The following is a 19589-nucleotide window of genomic DNA, read 5'->3' on the forward strand; positions in this document are numbered from 1 at the left end:
TTTCGATTATTGGGCGAGCTGTGAGCGAATGCCTTCAGCTAGACGCTGTAAGGTTTCCGAATCGTACTCATTTTCATGAGTTTTCCAAACCGCTCCGAATCCATCTCCTTTGCCGTAACGTGGTATAAGGTGAAGGTGGTAGTGGAATACAGATTGCCCGGCAATAGCTTCGTTATTATTAAGGATATTCATCCCTTCAGGAGTGAAGTTTGCCTTTAGGGCATTGGCAATTTCAGGAACCGCTGCAAAGAGCTTCGAAGCCGTTTCGGTATCAAGTTCGTAAATATTTTGCTTATGCTTCTTAGGGATAACGAGAGTGTGTCCTTCTGTTACCTGGGTAAGATCAAGAAAAGCTAGTACGTCATCGTTTTCATAAACTTTGGCAGACGGGATGTCTCCATTAATAATTTTGCAGAAGATACAGTCAGGTGAATGGCTCATGAATCTCATCCTTTCAATCTTTTTATCCATCGTACCATAATTTTCTTGTTGGGGGCGAAATCGAAAAAGGCTCTGCCGGGGGTGCAGAGCCCTGAGTGTAACTTGATTAAGGGAAGACGCCACACTCTTTATAAGGATGCGCCTAAAAGAGAGGATCTATTCAATGCGTTTGTATTTTGACTCTTCTAGCATCTCTTCAATGAAAAAGGTAAGATGTGGATAGTGAATGAAAAGCAGAATGACTCCCGTTTAACTCAATCACTCACTACTAAATGAAAAGTTTGTTAAAATAAAAGCAAATGATGAAATGAGAGGAACGCTATGAAGAATTCAATTTTAGAAGTTAGTCATCTTACTGGTGGGTATCAGGCAAATAAGCCTGTCCTTCATGATGTATCTCTACGGGTAAATTCAAATGAAATTGTTGGATTAATTGGACTTAATGGGGCTGGAAAAAGCACGACAATCAAACATATTCTTGGCTTGCTTGATCCAATGAATGGCGAGATTAAAGTGGGGGGCACAACTTTTGCTAATAACAAAGATGGGTATCGTAAACAATTCTCCTACATACCTGAAACGCCTCTATTATATGACGAGTTAACGTTATGGGAACATTTGCAATTGACGGCATTAGCGTATGAACTTGGTGACGAGTGGAAGGAGCGAGCGGAAGCGCTTCTACAGGAGTTTCGAATGACGAATATGAAGAAGTGGTTCCCTGGGCATTTTTCTAAAGGCATGAGACAAAAGGTGATGATTATGTGCGCGTTTCTTGTACAGCCATCCCTTTATATTGTTGACGAGCCTTTCGTAGGACTGGACCCTATCGGTATTCAATCATTTCTTGATATGATGCTTGAAATGAAAGAAAAAGGAGCTGGGGTGCTCATGTCGACACATATTCTTTCTACGGCTGAAAGATATTGTGATCGGTTTATTATTTTGCATGACGGACAAATTGTCATGGCTGGCACAATGACAGAATTACGAAATCAAATCGGTGATAAAGACGCCACGCTTGATGATATTTATATTGAAGCGACCAGGAGTGGAAAATGATGCAGCTACAAATGTTATGGAAAGAAAGGGCAGGAGCTTTCTGGAACATTGCCATGCGCTATTTTAGGCTAATTGGTAATAGCAGCTTTTTATTTACTCTTGTTCTAGCTCTCATTTTCGGGGCGTATTATTACAGTGAAATTCTAAAGGTGCTACCTGAATCATTTCCTGGGATAGCTATAATGACGGCCATTGCCGCTCTTGTTCTGGTTCGGACACCTCTTCGATTCTTTTTATCTGAAGCAGATCTTGTCTTTCTGTTGCCTGCTGAAAATCGTTTGGAGGGTTATTTCCGTCAATCGCTAATGTATAGCTTTGCTCTTCAACTATTCACAACAGTCGTTGTCATGACGATCCTTGCTCCGCTTTATCAGCACGAAATGGCTGCTGGTACGGGGTACTATGTGTTTGTGATAGGTGTACTTCTTGTGTTAAAAGGCGCGAATGTCATGATGAAATGGATGGAGTTGCATTTACCTGCACACCATTCAGTTTTTGTTTATATTATGATAAGGCTGGCCATCACCGCCCTGTTTATATACTTACTGCTAATACAGGCGCAATGGTTCTTAGTCGCTTTAGCTGCGATACTTTTCGTGGCCGTTTTCTTTCTAATGTTTCTGCCTCTTCAGCGGAAATATTCGATTAAATGGGAGAAGTTGCTTGCAATGGATGAGCAGCAAAGTATGAAGTTCTATCGTACTGCTAACTTATTTACAGATGTACCTAAATTGAAGCAATCAGTTAAGCAAAGACGATTGTTAAGTACGCTAGCTGAGAAGTTATTACCGTCTCATTCTGTCTATGCTACTCTTTATCAAAAAGCTTTTATTCGTAGTAATGAGTATTTTGGAATATATTTTAGATTATGGCTTCTAGGTCTTGTCGTGATTGCTTTTGTGCCAGGCTTACTGGGGAAAGCGATTGGTGCTGCTCTTATTATTTATTTGACAGCCACTCAGCTACGCACGCTTTACCCTCATTTTCAAGCACATGTTATGGTAAAACTTTATCCTTTATCGGATGAAGAACAAGGGAAAGCGTTTCGCACTATGCTACTTCGCTTATTGGGGGCACAGGCAGGAACGTTTGCAGTACTTTCTTTTCTTCTATTTCTTGATATGACTGTATTTTTATCTGTCCTTTTTGCAGGCATTGCTGCAGTGGCTTTGGCAGCGTCTCGAACTGTGGTAGTTAGACGATCAGCTTCTTAAAACGCAAAGGGTGTATGATGGCATGGAATATCAAAATGAAGTAGAGGAAGAACTTGAGGCGTGGGAACGAACAATAAAAAGAAAATCTTCGATGGTTTCCCGATCAGCCAAAAGATTACAAAGTCGGATTAATGACCTTATTCCTGAACGGGTTCATTCGATTGTGACAACAAGTATAAAGACTATGGTACAAGGTGTACTCGTTGGAAATACGTATGCGGTCCATCCGCCCCAAAGAAATCAATCACTCCAGATGAGAGATCAACAGGCTAGAGAATTAATACGCAAATACAAACGAATAGCTGCGACAGAAGGTGCAGGTACAGGAGCGGGAGGGATCTTGTTAGGATTAGCGGATTTTCCTTTGCTTTTGTCTATTAAAATGAAATTCCTTTTTGATCTCGCAAGTATTTATGGATTTGATGCAAAAAAAATGGAGGAAAGAATTTTTATCCTTACCGTTTTTCAACTTGCTTTCTCATCTGATTCTACCAAAAGAGAAAGTTACGATAAGATTGTTAATTGGGATGAGAACCTAAGAGAGGCGCTTGATTGGAAAGCTTTTCAGCTTGAATATCGAGATTATATAGATCTCCCCAAATTACTTCAAATGATACCTGGCATAGGCGCGTTCGTAGGGGCTTACGTGAATTATCATTTTCTTGATTGGCTCGGTCAAAATGCAATGAATGCTTATCGAATACGGATCATTAAGGAAGAAAATGAACAAATATAGAGAAAAGGACCAGCTGGGTATGATCCCAGCTGGTCCTTTTCTCTATATTTGTCTTGCCGAGAGTCGGCAAGGGATTAAGTTTATTCGAATCGTGCGTCGCTAAGAATGCGGTCCATTTCTTCCATATGGTGTGTTTCATCCGCAATCATATCATCAAGCTTCACAACGAGTTCAGTAAAGCCAAGTTCTTCTGCTTGTTTTTTGCGCTCTTCATAACGATCAATGGTATCTTTCTCCGCTGTACGAGCTTCAAGCAGCATTTCTTTTACATCCGTTAGTTGCTTCACTTCTGCCGGGGCAGTAGTAGGAGTACCGCCTAATACTTTAATCTTTTCTGCAAGGTACAAAGCATGGCCCTGTTCATCTGCGATTTCACTTTCAAAGAATGGTTTCAATGTTTGACGATATAAGCCAGATACAACAGCTGCATTATATGTGTACATAATACTAGCAGCGTATTCATTAGCAAGGTCCACATTAAGTCCATCGATTAGTTCTTGTTTTTTGTCTGCCATTTTAAACATCCTTTCTAAATCGTTTCTGTTTTGGTTCCATCTTAATTTTACCCTTACATTGGCACGATAAAACATAAAGTCAAGAATATTTAGGGAGAATACAATTGATGTTTGACCGACGTTAGGAGGGGTAATAGTCATTATATCAATCACATTAATTCATTTATCTAGGAGGGTTTACTTTGAGTAAGATTGCCGTATTAATGACAGACATGTTTGAGGATGTAGAATATACAAAGCCTGCAGAGCAGTTTAAAAATGCTGGACATTCCTTAACAATCATAAGTTCAAAAGCAGGTCAAGAATTAACTGGAAAACAAAGTGAGGCTAAAGTTACAGCTGATAAGGGAATTAACGATGTAAAGCCTGAAGAGTTCGATGTTCTGTTTATTCCTGGAGGGGTTTCTCCAGATGAACTACGCGCAGACGACCGATTTGTTACGTTCACGAAAAAAATGATGTTCATGAATAAGAAAACGCTCGTTATTTGTCATGGACCACAGCTACTTATTTCAGCAGAAGTATTAAACGGAAGGAATATTACTGGATTTAAATCCATTCAAACGGATTTAAAATATGCTGGAGCAAACGTATTTGATGAAGAGGTTGTCGTCTGTGGAGGCAATCTCGTGAGCAGTAGAAATCCAGATGATATTCCGGCATTTATTGAAAAATCGTTATCTGTGATGGATAGCTGATTAAAGGAGTGAAACCAATGACTGAAAAAAATCATTTAGTTAATAAAGAAAGTGAGCTTAACGTTAATAAAGTAGATGATACGTTAGATCGAATGAGTGACGAACGGATGGACGATATTCTGTCTAATTTCGAACAGTTTAAATCTTATCTAGCTACAAGAGTGGAGCTGGGAGAAAAACTGGGGCTAAGTGAAGAGAGATTAGCTCAGGCGGCAGAGAAGGTTGCTGGTTACTTAGCGAAGAAAGAAGAACCTAAAAATAGAGAAGAGAAACTTCTTCAAGAGCTTTGGCTTGTTGGTAATAAAGAACAGAGACACGAATTAGCTCATCTTCTCGTCCGTATGGTATTAAATAAAGAAAACTAAGAAAAAAGCCGCTGCTGGTTCAGCGGCTTTTTTAAAAGTCAAAATAGGAAAGGTGTGAGAATATGAACAAAAATGAGTTTTTTAGTACGCTTCCGGGGGCGTTAAAACAAAAGAAGGTTTGGTTACCTCTACTATTAAATGCACTTGGTCTATTAGTTGCTATCTTAGCGATAATGTTATTTTCAGAATTAGCGGAAGAAATACTTGAAAAAGAAACGCTTCAATTTGATCAATCGATCATATCAGCAATTGATCCTATTCGTTCGGATGGATTGTTAAACGTGATTGAAGTCATTACAGAGTTAGGATCAGTCTGGTGGATTACGGTGGTTTCAATCGCCACAGTAGCCATCCTGTGGTTTAAGAAACGCGATGGATGGAGTATTCTTTTCTTCATTATTGCTCAGGCTGCTGGTGGCCTATTAACAAAAGTGTTAAAACACTTCTTTGCCAGGTCAAGACCTTCAGTGGATGCTGCTTATGATGCAGTCGGATATAGTTTTCCAAGCGGTCATGCGATGGGTTCATTTTTACTCTATGGATTTATCGGATATCTGATCGTAAGGAGCCAGAGGGGGAAGGCCACGAAATGGATAAGTGGACTACTGGTACTCCTCTTTATTCTAATGATTGGATTTAGCCGAATCTATTTAGGCGTTCATTATCCAAGTGATGTATTAGCAGGCTATGCAGCTGGTACCCTCTGGCTATTTGTTTGTATTTTCTCATTAGAGTGGGTTCTTTGGATGAAGCGTTCTTCTATCAGTTTTGGCTCAGTTCGGAAAGTTTTTTCCAGTAAGAACAGTTAAGTACTTTGGTAGAACTTCGAGTGTGGACGGGGTCGTATAATAGCGTTCTCCGTCGCAATCGATGGTTTGTTCTGGACTGGCTGTTATGCTTAAGTTCTTTGTTTGAAAGTGAAGGATATCTTCGTTAAATCGAGATTGTTTGAACACTTTCGATTGAAAAATTGACCAGAAGGTTGGGAGCGACGTTTCTTTAATGATTAAAACATCGAATTCTCCATCTTGAAGGTTGTTATCAGGAAAGAATGCTTGAATCCCTCCGGTAAAAGGACCATTTCCCACAATCATCATGACTGCTTCCCCTTCAAAGTTCGTTTCATCCGCTTCTACTTTAAGATGAAAAGGTTCTGGGTTATTTATGGTTTGGGCTGTACTAATATAATAGGAAAGCCTTCCAAAAACCTCTTTTGTATCAGGGTTAATGTTCTCTGATGTTTGCGTAATTAACCCAATGCCCCAGAAATTCAAAAAATACTCATCATTTGAACGTCCAACATCGATAAGGGAACGGTTGTCTTCTAAGAGCTGCTCAACAGCTTGAATCGGGTTTTGGTTGATTCCGATCGCTCGAGAGAAGTCATTACACGTCCCTCCTGGAATAACACCAAAAATAGGCCGGTTCTCTCTTTTGCAAATGGCATTCGCTAATTCATAGATTGTACCATCTCCGCCAGCGCCGATAAGAATGTCTACATTATCCGCTAACTCCTCTACTAATTCAGCACCGTGCCCCTCATATTCTGTCCTGTGAAGCGAAACTTGCTCATATTTTTCTTGAAGGCGTTCTTTTATTAAGTCAATTTGATTAACCATTTTAACATTTCCCGCTTTGGGATTTAAGATAATAGCTACACGTGTCATTGCGATTTCTCCTTTCACATAATCTCTCTTTCTTATTCCCTTATGACTTGGCACCTACACTCATATAGAGAGATTAAAATATTTAATTGACCCAAAAGAACTTGTTGATTAGAGGGAATAACTATTTTTCGTAGGTACTTTAACGTAAAGGTAAGTTATTAGTCAGTGAATCATTCTCATGACAAATTTCTTATTGGGGATTATACGATTATAGGTACATACTTTTATTAAGTAGGAGCTTAAATATGAAGAACATCTTAAGAATTTTTCTGAAAGATTGGAAAAGCATCGGTACAAACTGGGTAGCGGCTGTTTTATTAGGTGGCCTCATTATTCTTCCTTCTCTTTATGCATGGTTTAATATTGGAGCTTCTTGGGATCCTTATAGTAAAACAGATCAGTTGCCTGTGGGAATCGTCAATGAAGATGAAGGAGCTACCATTCTAGATGAGGAGATTAATGCTGGTGAAGAAATGACGAATGAGCTAAAAAAAAATGATCGCATGGAATGGCATTTTTCAAATCGAGAAAAGGCGATGGAAAAGCTTAAATATGGCGATTATTTTGCAGTGATCGTTATTCCTAACGATTTTTCCGGAAAACTTGGGACAGTTGTCAATGATAAGCCAGAAAAGGCAGAAGTTGAGTATTACGTGAATGAAAAGGTAAACGCCATTGCTCCTAAAATCACGGAAAAAGGGGCTAGCGTCATTGTTAATCAAATTACAAGCAATTTTGTATCCGTAGTGAATGGTACGATTTTTGATTTGTTTAATAAGTTAGGCGTAGAGTTTGAAAAAGATCTTTCAGATATACAGCAGTTTGAGGAGTATGTATTCAAACTTGAAGAGAATCTTCCGGAAATAAATCGATTAATTTCAGACGCTATGTCTGATTCAAAAGATGCAGAGAAGGTCATTAATCAAATTCAAGGGCTTCTTCCTGAAGCAGAACAAATAACACGGGAAGGCATTAACACGATTGATGACACCACTCAGTTTCTTAATGAAGCGGAAGGCAGATTGAATGAGCTTGCACCTCAGGTGGAAGAAGATCTAACGAAGGCTCAACAGACGGCAGAAGATGTGAATGAGTTTTTAACGGATTTAAAAAGACCAGATATTGATCTCTCTTCAGTTGAGAAGATAAGAGGACAAATGAATCAACAAATTGAAGACTCTGTTCAACGGATTAATCATGTTCAAGACGTTTTGGAACAAGTGAAAAAAACGAGCGGGAGTACGAATGAGGGGGGAGAGGGAACGACAGCAGCAGATCCTGCTGAGCCCAACCAGAATCAAAAAGTAACTATCGATCAAGCAATTACTGATCTTGATCAAATTAAAGAACAGCTCCAAGGCGTAAAAGGAGACACTGAAGAGATCGGCGCCGATTTAGCTGACAAACAAAAAGAAGTAGATCATCTATTATCATCGCTTCAAGAAAAATCTGGAGACACAGCTAATAAAATCGACTCATTTCTAAAAGAGTACAACGAAAACATTGAACCGAAAGTACTCTCAGAAGTAGCGAGTGCAAAAAACACATTGTCAAATGCACGTTCCACCTTGAAAGAGGCGCAAACAACGATTCCTGAAGTTGAACGCATTCTCTCAAGTACAGAAGAGAACATAGGAGAAGGTCAAGATCTTTTAGCTTATATGCTCAATGAATATCCATATGTAAATGATAAAGTAAATCAACTTGCAGATCGGATTCGAGAGATTCAGGGAGAGGCCGATATGAATGAAATTATTGAACTCTTGAAGAACGATCCTATAGCAGAACAAAGTTTTTTTGAAGAACCGATTGTATTAAATAAAAATTCTCTGTTCCCAATCCAAAACTACGGAACTGGTATGACACCTTTCTATACAGTTCTGTCTTTATGGGTAGGAGCTCTACTATTAGTGTCATTATTAACGACGGAAGTATCGGGACTCGAAGAAGTTTCAAATCGCCAGGTGTATTTTGGGAAATTGCTTACCTTTATTAGCATAGGCTTTCTGCAAACAATCGTTGTGACATTAGGCGACCACTTTATTCTTCACGTTAATATTGTGCACCCTGTCTGGTTTGTTCTATTTGGACTAGCCACTAGCTTTGTTTTCATGTTAATGGTTTATACGCTCGTATCTGTATTTGGTGATGTAGGGAAGGCAATGGCGATCGTCTTTCTTGTTCTCCAAATTGCAGGTTCTGGAGGAACTTACCCAGTAGCGTTATTACCAGAATTCTTTCAGAAGATCCATCCATTCTTGCCCTTTTCTTATGGGGTCGATTTGATGCGAGAAGCGGTGGGAGGAATTGTTTGGGGACGCGTAAAAGAAGATTTATTGTTTCTAGGAGTGTTTGCTATTGTCTTTCTTTTGTTAGGGGCATTTCTTAAAGATCTTTTAAATAAAAAAACCAATGAGCTGATGAAAAAATCTAGAAAATCCGGTTTATTTCATTAAAATGAGAGTAAGAAAAGGCAGCATGTCAATATGCTGCCTTTTCTTTATTCTGCTTCTTCTTTTGGTAATCGTTCTTCATTGATTTCTTCTTTAAAAGCATAGGTAAACGTTAAGGCTACAAGAACACCACCACCGATTAAGTTCCCGATACTTGCTGGGACCAGGTTAAAGAAAAGAAATTCAATCCAGGAGTATTCAGATCCATGGATAAAGGGGGTACTAAAATAACCCATATTCGCTACACTATGCTGAAAGTTTCCAGCTACGAAAATAATAACAGGAAGCGTGGTTGCAAGTACTTTACCGGTTAAATCACGAGCAGCAGTAGCAAGAAAAGCAGCCATACCAATTAACCAGTTTGCAATAATTCCGGAGAGCAAGATTTGAAACCAACCTACTGTACCTTCAGATAGGAATTTCATTTTATGTTCGGTATAAGTGGCTAATTCAGAATAGAATTCGGGCGTTAACGATCCCGATACTACGACAAGTGCACCTACTAGTAAGGCTCCGATTAAGTTACCGAAATAACAGACGACCCAGAATTTTAAAATGTTTTTAGGAATCCAAAACTTTCTTTGAAGAATGTATGTGGGGAGTAGAACATTTACTTCTGTAAAGAGAATAGCTCCTGAAATAAAGACGATGGCGTAACCTGTTACAAAACCAATGCCGGATAGAAGATTACTAACGCCTTCCGTTTTCACTCCCATTGCGATGAGTACAGAAAAAATAGCGCCAAACGTTACGAAGGCTCCAGCTAGAATAGAGAGTATAAACTGTCTGTTCAGTGGTCGATCGCTGTGAGATTTTCCCTTAGCGATAAATGTTTCAACAATCTGTGCTGGAAAATAAAACTGTCTTTCTGGATATTTGACTTCTTTATGTTTCTTACTTGGATCTGCCACACGAATGCTCCTATCTTTTTTCTTTTTTATTAAATACCCTTATTCGTAGGAAAAATAAACCATCTGATATGTGACAGTGGAGAAAAGAGTGAAATATTGTGTCATGTGTCGTTTTTACGAATTTCCTGGGAAATGACATCGGATTATGTCTAAATAAGCGAGATGGCATCCCACCTCGCTTTCATTAAAATTTCCAGTATCCAGTTTTTCCGTAATGAGTATGGAGATCTTCTTCAAAGCGGCGTGATATCGGCTCGTTTATTCGATATTCAGGAGCTTGACGAATTTCTTCCTTTTTCACATTTACAATGACTGTTCGATCCTGCCAATTTATATCCTCAATCCATTCTGTAGAGAGAAGAACTTCTTTACCTGAAAACCAGTTTTTTGTATCAACGATAAGATAGCGGAGCTGCCATGTATCTTCGTCAAAGATAAAATCTTTCACATGACCAATCTCACCATCCGTAGCTTGGATGTGATATCCGGATATTTCTTTCGTACTACGCAGGTGATTTTCCTCTTCTTCATTCGAGTTGTGCAGTGATGAGTCTGAATCAGGTAAATCATCGGCCATAAATGGTCTTGGATACATGCCGTTTCCCCAAGCACCAGTGCCTACCCAATAATATGGCCAGCTAAAATGACGGTTAACTTCCATTTCATGCTTTCTGGAGATAGGTTGATCCGTATCAATGTCCGGACTATCATTTACTTCTTCAGATGTGAGCGATACGGAGATTAATTCATGATCATGGTCCGTATGTTCAATTGAAATGGGTGAAATTAGCACTTTTCGACCTGGTAACCATTTATGTGTATCAACGACTAGGTAGCGAACGGCCCAATGTTCATCATCAAAGTAAAGTTCCTTTAAGATACCTTTTTCTCCATCTTTCGTATCAATCGTATATTTATAGACTTCGTTTTCGCTTACTAGCATAAGGCTCACTCCCCTATCAAAAAATTCATATAAGTAAAGCGGTACCCTGATCTATTCCAGATTAAACGGAACTTGATTTTTCCACCTGGTAGGTTTTCAGATAAGGTTTACCTGAGAAAATCGTTTTAGGAAGACCTTTACTTGTATGTCGGTTTTTATGCGCAGTTTCGTATGCCTCGGAAGTTTGCCAGTTCTTAAAGGATTTTTCATTATTCCAGAACGTAGCAACGATATAAGGATCATTGGAAGCGGGGCGTAAAATTCGAATACCTTCACATCCAGGTTCATTTTCAACCTTACCAGCTCGGTTTTTAAAACGATCTTCGAATACAGCTCGTTCACTTTCTTCGACGGGTATGTGATTTAATACGACATAACCTGGATTGATTACGTCTCCTTTTTTGTCCATTACTTCATATTTTTTTGCGTTTTTGAAAAAAGTGTTAGAATTTGTTTCATGGTACAAGGCTGCTCCATCAGAATTCGTAAACAGCATAACGCCCTCTTCATCGTGTTCTTCTTTTATTTTCGATAAATAATCGTAAGTACCGTATGTAACGTAACAATTCATCATATCCATCCTTTCAATTAAGTGATCAAGAAGAATTGCCTGATACTTTACCCTTATTTGGCAAAAACTAAACAGAATCGTCATTGTATCCATACAATAATCGCACTATTTCATGTAAGCTAGCAGTAATGAAGTGAATAAAAGGAGTGCCTCATAGAATGAAAAAACTCGGCATAGGGCTAATCGCAACGATCGCCGTTTTCCTAATCGGGTTATTAGGATACTTGGGGATATTACTAGCAGGAAACTATGTGATTGACGAAAAAAAACTTGTAATGAACTCTGCTACACAACTTGTTGATGAAGATGGCGAACTTATTACGAAACTCTATTTTGAGAATCGTGAGCCTGTTTCGATAGATGATATCCCTGATCATGTTCAAGAAGCTTTTGTAGCAACAGAAGACAGTCGCTTCTATGACCATCATGGTCTTGACGTTAAAGCAATCGGTCGAGCGCTTTACCGTGATATTCTAGCTGGAAAGAAAGTGGAAGGTGGAAGTACCATCACTCAGCAGCTTGCGAAAAATGTCTTTTTAACAAATGATAAATCGTGGCTAAGGAAAACAAAAGAAGCGGTAATTGCGATAAATCTTGAACGAAATTATAGTAAAGAAAAAATATTAGAGATGTATTTAAATCAAATTTATTTCGGTCATGGAGCTTATGGCATCCAATCTGCTTCTACAATGTTCTTCAATAAACCAGCCTCAGAGTTAACGGTCGAGGAGGGGGCTATGCTTGCAGGGCTTCCAAAAGCGCCATCAAACTACTCGCCGATTAATCATCCGGACGAAAGTAAGAAACGGAGAGACCTTGTTTTATCTTTGATGGAGAAACATGATTATTTAACACCAAAAGAAGCGGTCCGACTTCAAGGGAAAACGCTTGCCCTGGATATAGCTGAAGTAACAAAAGAACCAGCTTTTCTTACGTATATTGACATGACGCTTCAAGAAGCGAAGACGCGCTTTAATCTCTCAAATGAAGAGGTGCTCCGAGGCGGCTATAAAATAGTTGTACCCTTGGATCCTTCTCTGCAAAAAGCTGCATATGAACAGTTTCAAAATGAAGCTCTCTTTCCAGGTAGCGATCCAAATACCCCACCGCAGGGAGGATTTTCGATGATGGATGCGTCAAGCGGAGGGGTAGTGGCTGTTCAAGGAGGTCGTGATTACGTTCAAAAGGGACTTAATCACGTTACATCAAAAAGACAGCCTGGTTCAGCTCTCAAGCCTTTAGCGGTGTATGGGCCGGCACTCGAAAAGAAAGAGTATAATCCTTACACGTTACTTAAGGATGAAAAAATTGATTACGATGGTTACTCACCATCTAATTATAATAATCAATACGAAGGTCAGATCTCTCTCTATGATGCAGTAAGAGTTTCGGCGAATGCCCCTGCCGTTTGGCTTCTAAATGAAATTGGTATTCCGTATTCTAAATCTTATTTAGAGAAAAGTGGACTTGCGATAGAAGATCGTGATTTGAAAATTGCTCTTGGAGGAATTGATAAGGGCGTGTCACCTTTTGAAATGATGGAAGCCTATCGACCTTTTATTGGAGATGGAAAGCATATTGAGCCTTATTTTATTAGTAAAATCTATAATAATGATGGCAAGCTAGTGGGGGAAGCAAACCAGTCTGAAGAAAAGGTCTATTCCAAACAAACAGCCTGGTATATGACTAGAATTCTTGAAGGCGTTGTAAAAAATGGGACGGCGACGAGTGGAGAAGCAAATGTGGAAATTTCTGGAAAAACAGGCACCACATCCTATGAAGGGGTAGCAGGGGGCTCTCGTGATGCCTGGTTTGTTGGCTACACTCCTGAATTCGTTGGTGCGGTATGGATGGGGTACGATCGAACGACAGAATCACAATTTCTTACAGGGGGAAGCGAATACCCTGTTCAGCTTTTTAAAAAAGTTGTCAATGCTTCTTTGACTGAAAGTAGTTTGAAGGAATTCAAAAAACCATCAGGAGTAAATGACATGGAAAAACCTGTCTCTCTTCCTAAAATTAATGATGTCAAAGCGCAATTTGATTTTCTTTATGGTCTACCGGCTATCAAACTAAAATGGACGGCTTCATCTGATAAGCGTGTCGTCTATCATATCTATGAAATAAAAGATGGAGAGCGAGAGCAAATTGCAGAAGTAGAAGGGAGCGGAGAGTATACAAGAAATTCAATCTCTTTCTTTGGATCCGTTTCATATGAGGTTGTACCGTATAACCCGCTAACAGAGCAAGAAGGTGAAGCGTCTAATCAAGCATCAGTTAGTTTGTTTGAGAGGTTTAAGAATGATAAAGAAGAGAAGACAGAGAAGAAAGAGAAGAAAGAGAAGAAGCCAAATGATCAAGAAAAACAGAAAAATGAGTGACGAATTTCACTTTATGGTCATAGGAATTGTGTTAAAGTATACGATGTAAACGGCTTCAAAGTAGGACGATTTTATGACTTTTTCCTTCAATATCTGTACACTAAAGCTAACGATCGCTATAGTATGTAAGGATGTATAAATGAACGTTGTGGAATTAGAAAGGTGGACAAGCATGAATAAAGCATCATTTAATGATCAATTTCTTCGGGCATGCCGGGGGGAAGAGACCGACCACACGCCTGTGTGGTACATGAGACAAGCCGGGCGATATCAGGCTGAGTATAGAAAAATAAGAGAGAAATATTCATTTCATGAGATGAATTTAAATCCTGAAGTAGCAGCGGAAGTAACGAGGTTTGCTGTTGAGCAACTTGGGGTTGATTCAGCGATTTTATTTGCTGATATTATGACGCCACTTCCTTCAATTGGAGTAGACGTAGAAATTAAATCAGGGGTCGGTCCGGTCATTGATAACCCTATTCAAACAAGATCTGACATTGATCGACTTGGGGAACTTGATCCCTTGAAGGATATTCCGTATGTGATGGAAACCATTAAAATGCTTCGCGAGCAGCTCACTGTGCCGTTGATCGGTTTTAGTGGAGCACCATTTACTGTAGCAAGCTATATGATTGAAGGTGGTCCATCTAAGAATTACTATAAAACCAAGGCATTTATGTATTCAGATCCTGATGGATGGTATCAATTGATGAATAAACTTGGCGATATGACGATCGCTTATCTCACTGCTCAAGTACAAGCGGGTGCTCAGGCCGTTCAACTCTTTGATTCATGGGTTGGTGCGCTTAATGAAGCGGATTATCGTACTTACATTGCGCCAGTGATGAACAGAATTTTCTCTCGCCTTAAAGAATTGAAAGTGCCACTTTTAATGTTTGGAGTAGGAGCTAGTCATCTTATTCAGGAGTGGAACAAGCTCCCTGTTGATGTCATCGGAATTGATTGGAGAATTTCAATTAAGAAGGCGAGAGAAGTGGAGGGCATTTCAAAGCCACTAATGGGAAATCTCGAGCCAGCTCTTCTTCTTGCTCCTTGGGAAGTCATCGAGCAAAGAACAAAAGAAATTCTTGATCAGGGTATGGAGAAACCTGGGTTTATTTTCAATCTTGGACATGGTGTCTTTCCACAAGTTCAAGTGGAAACGTTGCAACGTCTCACTCAATTTGTACACGAGTACACACGAAAGAAATAGTTAACAAGAATGGGGGAGGTATGGGATGAAGCGAACCATTGGCCTACTAGTTATGGCTTACGGGACACCGCGAAGTGAAGCAGAAATTGAACCATACTATACACATATTCGTCGGGGGAAACGACCTACAGAAGAAATGCTGCAGGATTTAATCGAACGCTATGAAGCCATAGGAGGTATCTCTCCCCTATCAGATATTACGAAAGAGCAGGCACAGAAATTAGAAGATCGTATGAATAAGCAGTTTGGCGATCAAGTGACCTTTAAAAGCTATTTAGGATTAAAACATATTGAACCATTTGTAGAAGACGCAGTTCGTGATATGCAAAAGGATGGAATTGAGGAAGCAGTTAGCATTGTGCTTGCCCCACATTATTCAACCTTTAGTGTCAAAACGTATAATGAACGTGCGAAAACAGAAGCAAATAAACTAGGCTATCCTGAAATTTACGCTATTGACCAGTGGTACAATGAATCGAAGTTCATTCAATATTGGGTAAATCAGCTTCAATCGTATTTAGGTCAAATAAGCGAGCAAGAGAAAAAGAAAACGATCGTTATTTTTTCTGCACATAGCTTACCTGAGAGAATTCTAAAAGAAGGCGATCCTTACCCAGCGCAGCTTGAGGAAACAGCCCGCCACATAGCGAAGAAAGCTGGTATTAAGCACTACGCAGTGGGATGGCAGAGCGAAGGAAATACGCCTGATCCTTGGATTGGACCAGATATTCAAGATTTAACACGGGATCTATTTGAACAGGAAGGATATACAGGCTTTATTTATTGTCCTGTTGGCTTTGTCGCAGACCACCTTGAAGTTTTATATGATAACGACTATGAGTGTCGCCAGATGACGGATGAATTGGGTGCAGCTTATCATCGCCCACAAATGCCGAATGCGACAGATGAGTTTATTGAGATTTTAGCAACCGTTGTAACGAATGAATTAACTAAAAAGAAGATGATAAGTCATGAATAAGGAAACAAAAAGAATCGTCATAATTGGAGGCGGAATTACTGGTTTAACAGCCGCTTATTACCTTCAAAAAGAGATGCGGAATGCTCACCTCCCCTATGAGATAACGTTACTAGAAGGAACCGATCGTCTTGGTGGTAAGATTCAGACAGATACAACAAATGGCTTTGTGATTGAACGAGGTCCTGACTCCTTTCTTGCGAGAAAAGAAAGTGCCGCACGTTTGGTGAAAGAAGTAGGGATGGAAGATCAGCTTGTTCCGAATTCCACTGGTCAAGCATTTGTATTAAATAACGATCAGCTTTATCCGATACCGGGTGGAGCCGTGATGGGAATTCCAACGGAGCTTTCACCATTTATTTCAACTAAATTATTTAGTCTAAAAGGAAAATCGAGAGCAGCAGGAGATTTGATTCTTCCACGAGCGGATAATGGAGACGCAGATCAATCGCTAGGACTATTCTTTAGGAGACGACTTGGAAATGAAGTTGTGGAGAATTTAATTGAACCGCTATTGTCAGGCATCTATGCAGGTGATATCGATAAATTAAGTCTAATGTCAACCTTCCCGCAATTCTCAGAAGTAGAAAAGAAATACCGTAGCTTGATATTGGGGATGAAAAAGACTACGCCACCTTCTAGAAGAAGTACTGGTAAGAAGAAGCCGGCATTTTTAACGGTTAAATCGGGGTTACAGTCCTTTGTAAGGAGCATCGAAGAACAGTTAACAGATGTTCACATTCGAAAAAGTGTTAAGGTGGATCAAATAAAGAGAAACCAGGACTCCTATACGCTTATGACAACAAGCGGAGAAGAATTAATGGCTGATTCAGTGATCATCACCACACCACATCAACAGGTTTTTCATATGTTGAGAGATCATGAAGAAGTAGCTCCTCTTGAAGAAATGCCATCTACCACAGTTGCAACAGTTGCCATGGCTTTTCCAGAGGAAGCGATAAAGAAGGCAATGGACGGTACAGGATTCGTTGTATCTCGCAATGCTGATTACACCATTACAGCCTGTACTTGGACGCATCGTAAATGGGAACACGCCGCACCGAAAGGAAAGGTTCTTCTTCGTTGCTATGTGGGAAGGGCCGGAAAAGAAGAGATCGTGGACAAAAGTGATGAAGAAATTGTACAGACGGTTTTAAACGATCTGAATCAAATTATGGAAATCGAAGGACATCCTGAATTTTATCGTATCACCAGGTGGAGACAGTCTATGCCTCAATATGAGGTTGGGCACCGTGAGCGTATCAATCATGTGATATCAGGTATTAAACAGAAGATGCCGGGTGTTTTCCTAGCAGGTGCATCTTATAATGGAGTTGGCCTTCCGGATTGCATTGATCAGGGTGAGGAAGCTGTGAGGTTAGTACGAAATTTTCTGAAATAAAGATGAAGGGCACGCCGTATTGGGGTGTCCTTTATTATGTCATCTTCTAATGTTGAATTGTTTCCTTACACTTCTGGCATGATTATCTAATTTTGTTAGTGTAGATGTAGGTCTAGTGGTAGAATGTAAATGGCAACAATTAGTATCAAAGGAGAAATAATGATGTTAGAGATGGCAAGACCTTTACTTGTTAATATTGCAATGCTCTTCTCCGTGTTATTCATCTGGAATATGGTCATGCCATTTACGAGAGCAAGTTCAATTAATTTAAAAGAAAAACTCATATACGGAGTGGTCAGTTCGTTGATGGCTCTGCTTTGCATGCTTTTCCCCTTAGAGAAATTCGGAGATACCGTATTTGATTTAAGAGTTGTTCCTCTTATCTTAGTCACGCTTTATGGTGGTAAGCTTCCTGGCTTTCTATGTACATTAACTATTACGACTGGTCGATTATGGATGGGCGGCGAAAATGCTTGGATAGGTGTATTGATCGCTATTGTTGGATTTATCATCGCAATCGGTTTTGGCCCCTATTTTCGTAAGTCGATTCGAAAGTGGAAGGGAATCCTTTTTACGGGAGGGATCTTTCTCCTTTCCTATATTGCCATTATCATCGTCTTTTTAGATCCGTTACAACCTTATTTCTATCCCATCTATTTTGCAGCGTTTATGATTGCCTATTTTATCATCTTTTACTTAACAGAGCGCTTAGTTATGATAAATATACAACTTCAGGAAACGGTATATTTAGAAAAGTTATCTGTAGCAGGAAAAATGGCGGCTGCCATTGCACATGAAATTCGGAACCCTTTAACCACGGTTAAAGGTCTTCTGCAGTTTATTTCAAGTGAGACTGAAGATGTGAAAGTGAAAAATTATGCTCCACTCATGCTTGAAGAAATTGAACGAACAAATAAAATTATTACAGATTACTTAATGCTCATTAAACCTACTAAAAATGACTATGAGCATGTTGATTTAAACAAGGTTGTGAAAGATACAACCGCCCTAACTGAAGTACTGGCCTCTTATTATGATGTGAAAATCCACTATGAAGAAAAGGGTGAATTTCTAATATGGGGAAATTCACAAGAACTAAAACAATGCTTTATCAATTTAATTAAGAATGCGATTGAATCCATAGAAGGAGAAGGTCTAATTCTAGTAACTTTGCAAAATGGAACAAAAAAGGGTACGGTAGATATCGTGATTCGTGACAATGGTGCAGGAATGAGTGAAGAGCAACTCGAGAAGATTGGTCTACCATTTTACACAACAAAATCGAAAGGTACTGGCCTCGGTACAATGATTACGAATCGTTTGATTCGGAACGTGGGGGGACACGTTCACTATACAAGTACCCAGGGGATAGGCACGACAGTCACCGTTACATTACCAATTACAAAACAAGAGGGGGAGTAAGATGACTTTCGATCGAAGAAAAAGCATCATTGAAGCTGCTGAAAAGTCATTTTCTATGTTTGGTTACAAAGCGACCACGATGGATCAGGTCGCTAAAATTGCGAACGTTGGAAAGGGTACAATCTATAACTTTTTTAAAAATAAAGAAGAGCTGTTTAATGAAATTGTACGGGGGATGGTAGTTGAGCTGAAAGAACTTGCTCAAGATTCCATTCATAGAGAGGATACGTTTTTTGAAAACCTGCATCGTGCGCTTTACAGTGTATTAGAACATCGGAGGGAGCACCAGTTGGCTATAAAGCTTTCGCAAGAGGTCCGAGAGATTGGAACTCCAGCAGCAATGGATGCATTAAACCTTGTAGAAAAAGCGATTCTTTCCTTTCTTGAGCAAGAGATTGAAAGGGGTATTGTAGACGGGGAAGTAAAAAAGTGCGATCCAGCTCTTGCAGCTTTTCTTATGTTTAAAATGTACATCGCCCTTATTTTTGATTGGGAAAAAACACATCCATCCTTTAGTAAAAAAGAAATAGCTAATCACCTTGAATTTTATATGATGAGTGGAATTAAGAAGCAACAGCAGTAGTGAAAATAAAATTAGCTGCTGCTATTGCTATTCTAA

At 39.5% G+C, this 19589-nt stretch carries 19 protein-coding genes; 13 read left to right on the forward strand and 6 right to left on the reverse strand.

What is annotated here, in order from left to right; translation table 11 throughout:
• Positions 1-6 precede the first annotated feature (6 nt).
• A complete protein-coding gene (locus tag LC090_RS18350) occupies positions 7-441 on the reverse strand; it encodes an HIT family protein (RefSeq protein WP_226659466.1) in 435 nt (144 codons plus the stop codon).
• Positions 442-762: 321 nt separating this feature from the next.
• Between LC090_RS18350 and LC090_RS18355 the strand changes: the two genes are divergently transcribed.
• From LC090_RS18355 to LC090_RS18365, 3 genes are read left to right on the forward strand one after another with little or no spacing between them, the layout of a single operon-like run.
• Positions 763-1503: an ABC transporter ATP-binding protein gene (locus tag LC090_RS18355; RefSeq protein ID WP_226659467.1), complete on the forward strand. Its 741-nt coding sequence runs from the start codon at positions 763-765 to the stop codon at positions 1501-1503.
• Entirely contained in the window at positions 1500-2717 is a 1218-nt protein-coding gene (locus tag LC090_RS18360; RefSeq protein WP_226659468.1) for an ABC transporter permease, read from the forward strand. Before LC090_RS18355 ends, LC090_RS18360 begins: the two co-directional genes overlap by 4 nt.
• 22 nt (positions 2718-2739) lie before the next feature.
• A complete protein-coding gene (locus LC090_RS18365; protein ID WP_226659469.1) occupies positions 2740-3453 on the forward strand; it encodes an EcsC family protein in 714 nt (237 codons plus the stop codon).
• Between the two features lie 80 nt (positions 3454-3533).
• On the opposite strand, the gene LC090_RS18370 is transcribed toward LC090_RS18365, so the two are convergent.
• Complete coding sequence (locus tag LC090_RS18370; protein ID WP_226659470.1) at positions 3534-3968, reverse strand: ferritin-like domain-containing protein; 435 nt, start codon at positions 3966-3968, stop codon at positions 3534-3536.
• A 182-nt stretch (positions 3969-4150) separates the two neighbouring features.
• Here LC090_RS18370 and LC090_RS18375 point away from each other — a divergent pair, with 182 nt between their 5' ends.
• From LC090_RS18375 to LC090_RS18385, 3 genes are all read left to right on the forward strand, one after another.
• Positions 4151-4666 carry a type 1 glutamine amidotransferase domain-containing protein gene (locus LC090_RS18375; protein ID WP_255648195.1) on the forward strand — a complete coding sequence of 172 codons (516 nt, stop codon included), beginning with the start codon at positions 4151-4153 and terminating at the stop codon, positions 4664-4666.
• Positions 4667-4683: 17 nt separating this feature from the next.
• Positions 4684-5031, forward strand: coding sequence for a DUF3243 domain-containing protein (locus LC090_RS18380; RefSeq protein ID WP_226659471.1), 348 nt, complete (start codon positions 4684-4686; stop codon positions 5029-5031).
• A 62-nt stretch (positions 5032-5093) separates the two neighbouring features.
• Positions 5094-5840 carry a phosphatase PAP2 family protein gene (locus LC090_RS18385; protein ID WP_226659472.1) on the forward strand — a complete coding sequence of 249 codons (747 nt, stop codon included), beginning with the start codon at positions 5094-5096 and terminating at the stop codon, positions 5838-5840.
• Here the strand turns inward: LC090_RS18385 and LC090_RS18390 are convergent.
• Complete coding sequence (locus tag LC090_RS18390) at positions 5805-6698, reverse strand: diacylglycerol/lipid kinase family protein (RefSeq protein ID WP_226659473.1); 894 nt, start codon at positions 6696-6698, stop codon at positions 5805-5807. The two genes, LC090_RS18385 and LC090_RS18390, sit on opposite strands and share 36 nt — an antisense overlap.
• 245 nt (positions 6699-6943) lie before the next feature.
• On the opposite strand from LC090_RS18390, the gene LC090_RS18395 reads away from it, so the two are divergent.
• Complete coding sequence (locus tag LC090_RS18395; RefSeq protein ID WP_226659474.1) at positions 6944-9154, forward strand: YhgE/Pip domain-containing protein; 2211 nt, start codon at positions 6944-6946, stop codon at positions 9152-9154.
• Between the two features lie 44 nt (positions 9155-9198).
• Here LC090_RS18395 and LC090_RS18400 read toward each other — a convergent pair whose 3' ends face one another.
• From LC090_RS18400 to LC090_RS18410, 3 genes are all read right to left on the reverse strand, one after another.
• Positions 9199-10062, reverse strand: a complete 864-nt coding sequence (locus LC090_RS18400) for a formate/nitrite transporter family protein (protein WP_226659475.1) — start codon at positions 10060-10062, stop codon at positions 9199-9201.
• A 184-nt stretch (positions 10063-10246) separates the two neighbouring features.
• Complete coding sequence (locus LC090_RS18405) at positions 10247-11005, reverse strand: PRC-barrel domain-containing protein (protein WP_226659476.1); 759 nt, start codon at positions 11003-11005, stop codon at positions 10247-10249.
• A 61-nt stretch (positions 11006-11066) separates the two neighbouring features.
• The gene (locus tag LC090_RS18410) at positions 11067-11669 is read right to left on the reverse strand and encodes an antibiotic biosynthesis monooxygenase family protein (RefSeq protein ID WP_226659477.1); all 603 of its coding nucleotides are present in this window, start codon (positions 11667-11669) and stop codon (positions 11067-11069) included.
• 65 nt (positions 11670-11734) lie between these two features.
• Between LC090_RS18410 and LC090_RS18415 the strand changes: the two genes are divergently transcribed.
• The 6 genes from LC090_RS18415 (at position 11735) to LC090_RS18440 (ending at position 19553) form a co-directional block, all read left to right on the forward strand.
• Positions 11735-13957, forward strand: a complete 2223-nt coding sequence (locus LC090_RS18415) for a transglycosylase domain-containing protein (protein ID WP_226659478.1) — start codon at positions 11735-11737, stop codon at positions 13955-13957.
• A 172-nt stretch (positions 13958-14129) separates the two neighbouring features.
• Positions 14130-15170, forward strand: coding sequence for a uroporphyrinogen decarboxylase (gene hemE, locus LC090_RS18420; protein ID WP_226659479.1), 1041 nt, complete (start codon positions 14130-14132; stop codon positions 15168-15170).
• Between the two features lie 25 nt (positions 15171-15195).
• Positions 15196-16149: a ferrochelatase gene (gene hemH, locus LC090_RS18425; RefSeq protein WP_226659480.1), complete on the forward strand. Its 954-nt coding sequence runs from the start codon at positions 15196-15198 to the stop codon at positions 16147-16149.
• Entirely contained in the window at positions 16142-17548 is a 1407-nt protein-coding gene (hemY, locus tag LC090_RS18430) for a protoporphyrinogen oxidase (RefSeq protein ID WP_226659481.1), read from the forward strand. The genes hemH and hemY overlap by 8 nt, the downstream gene beginning before the upstream one ends.
• A gap of 129 nt (positions 17549-17677) precedes the next feature.
• Complete coding sequence (locus tag LC090_RS18435) at positions 17678-18970, forward strand: ATP-binding protein (protein WP_226659482.1); 1293 nt, start codon at positions 17678-17680, stop codon at positions 18968-18970.
• Position 18971: 1 nt separating this feature from the next.
• Positions 18972-19553, forward strand: coding sequence for a TetR/AcrR family transcriptional regulator (locus LC090_RS18440; RefSeq protein ID WP_226659483.1), 582 nt, complete (start codon positions 18972-18974; stop codon positions 19551-19553).
• Positions 19554-19589: the final 36 nt, after the last annotated feature.

Origin of the sequence: Guptibacillus hwajinpoensis (genome assembly GCF_020524165.1) — a bacterium.
Taxonomy (GTDB): domain Bacteria; phylum Bacillota; class Bacilli; order Bacillales; family Guptibacillaceae; genus Guptibacillus; species Guptibacillus hwajinpoensis_D.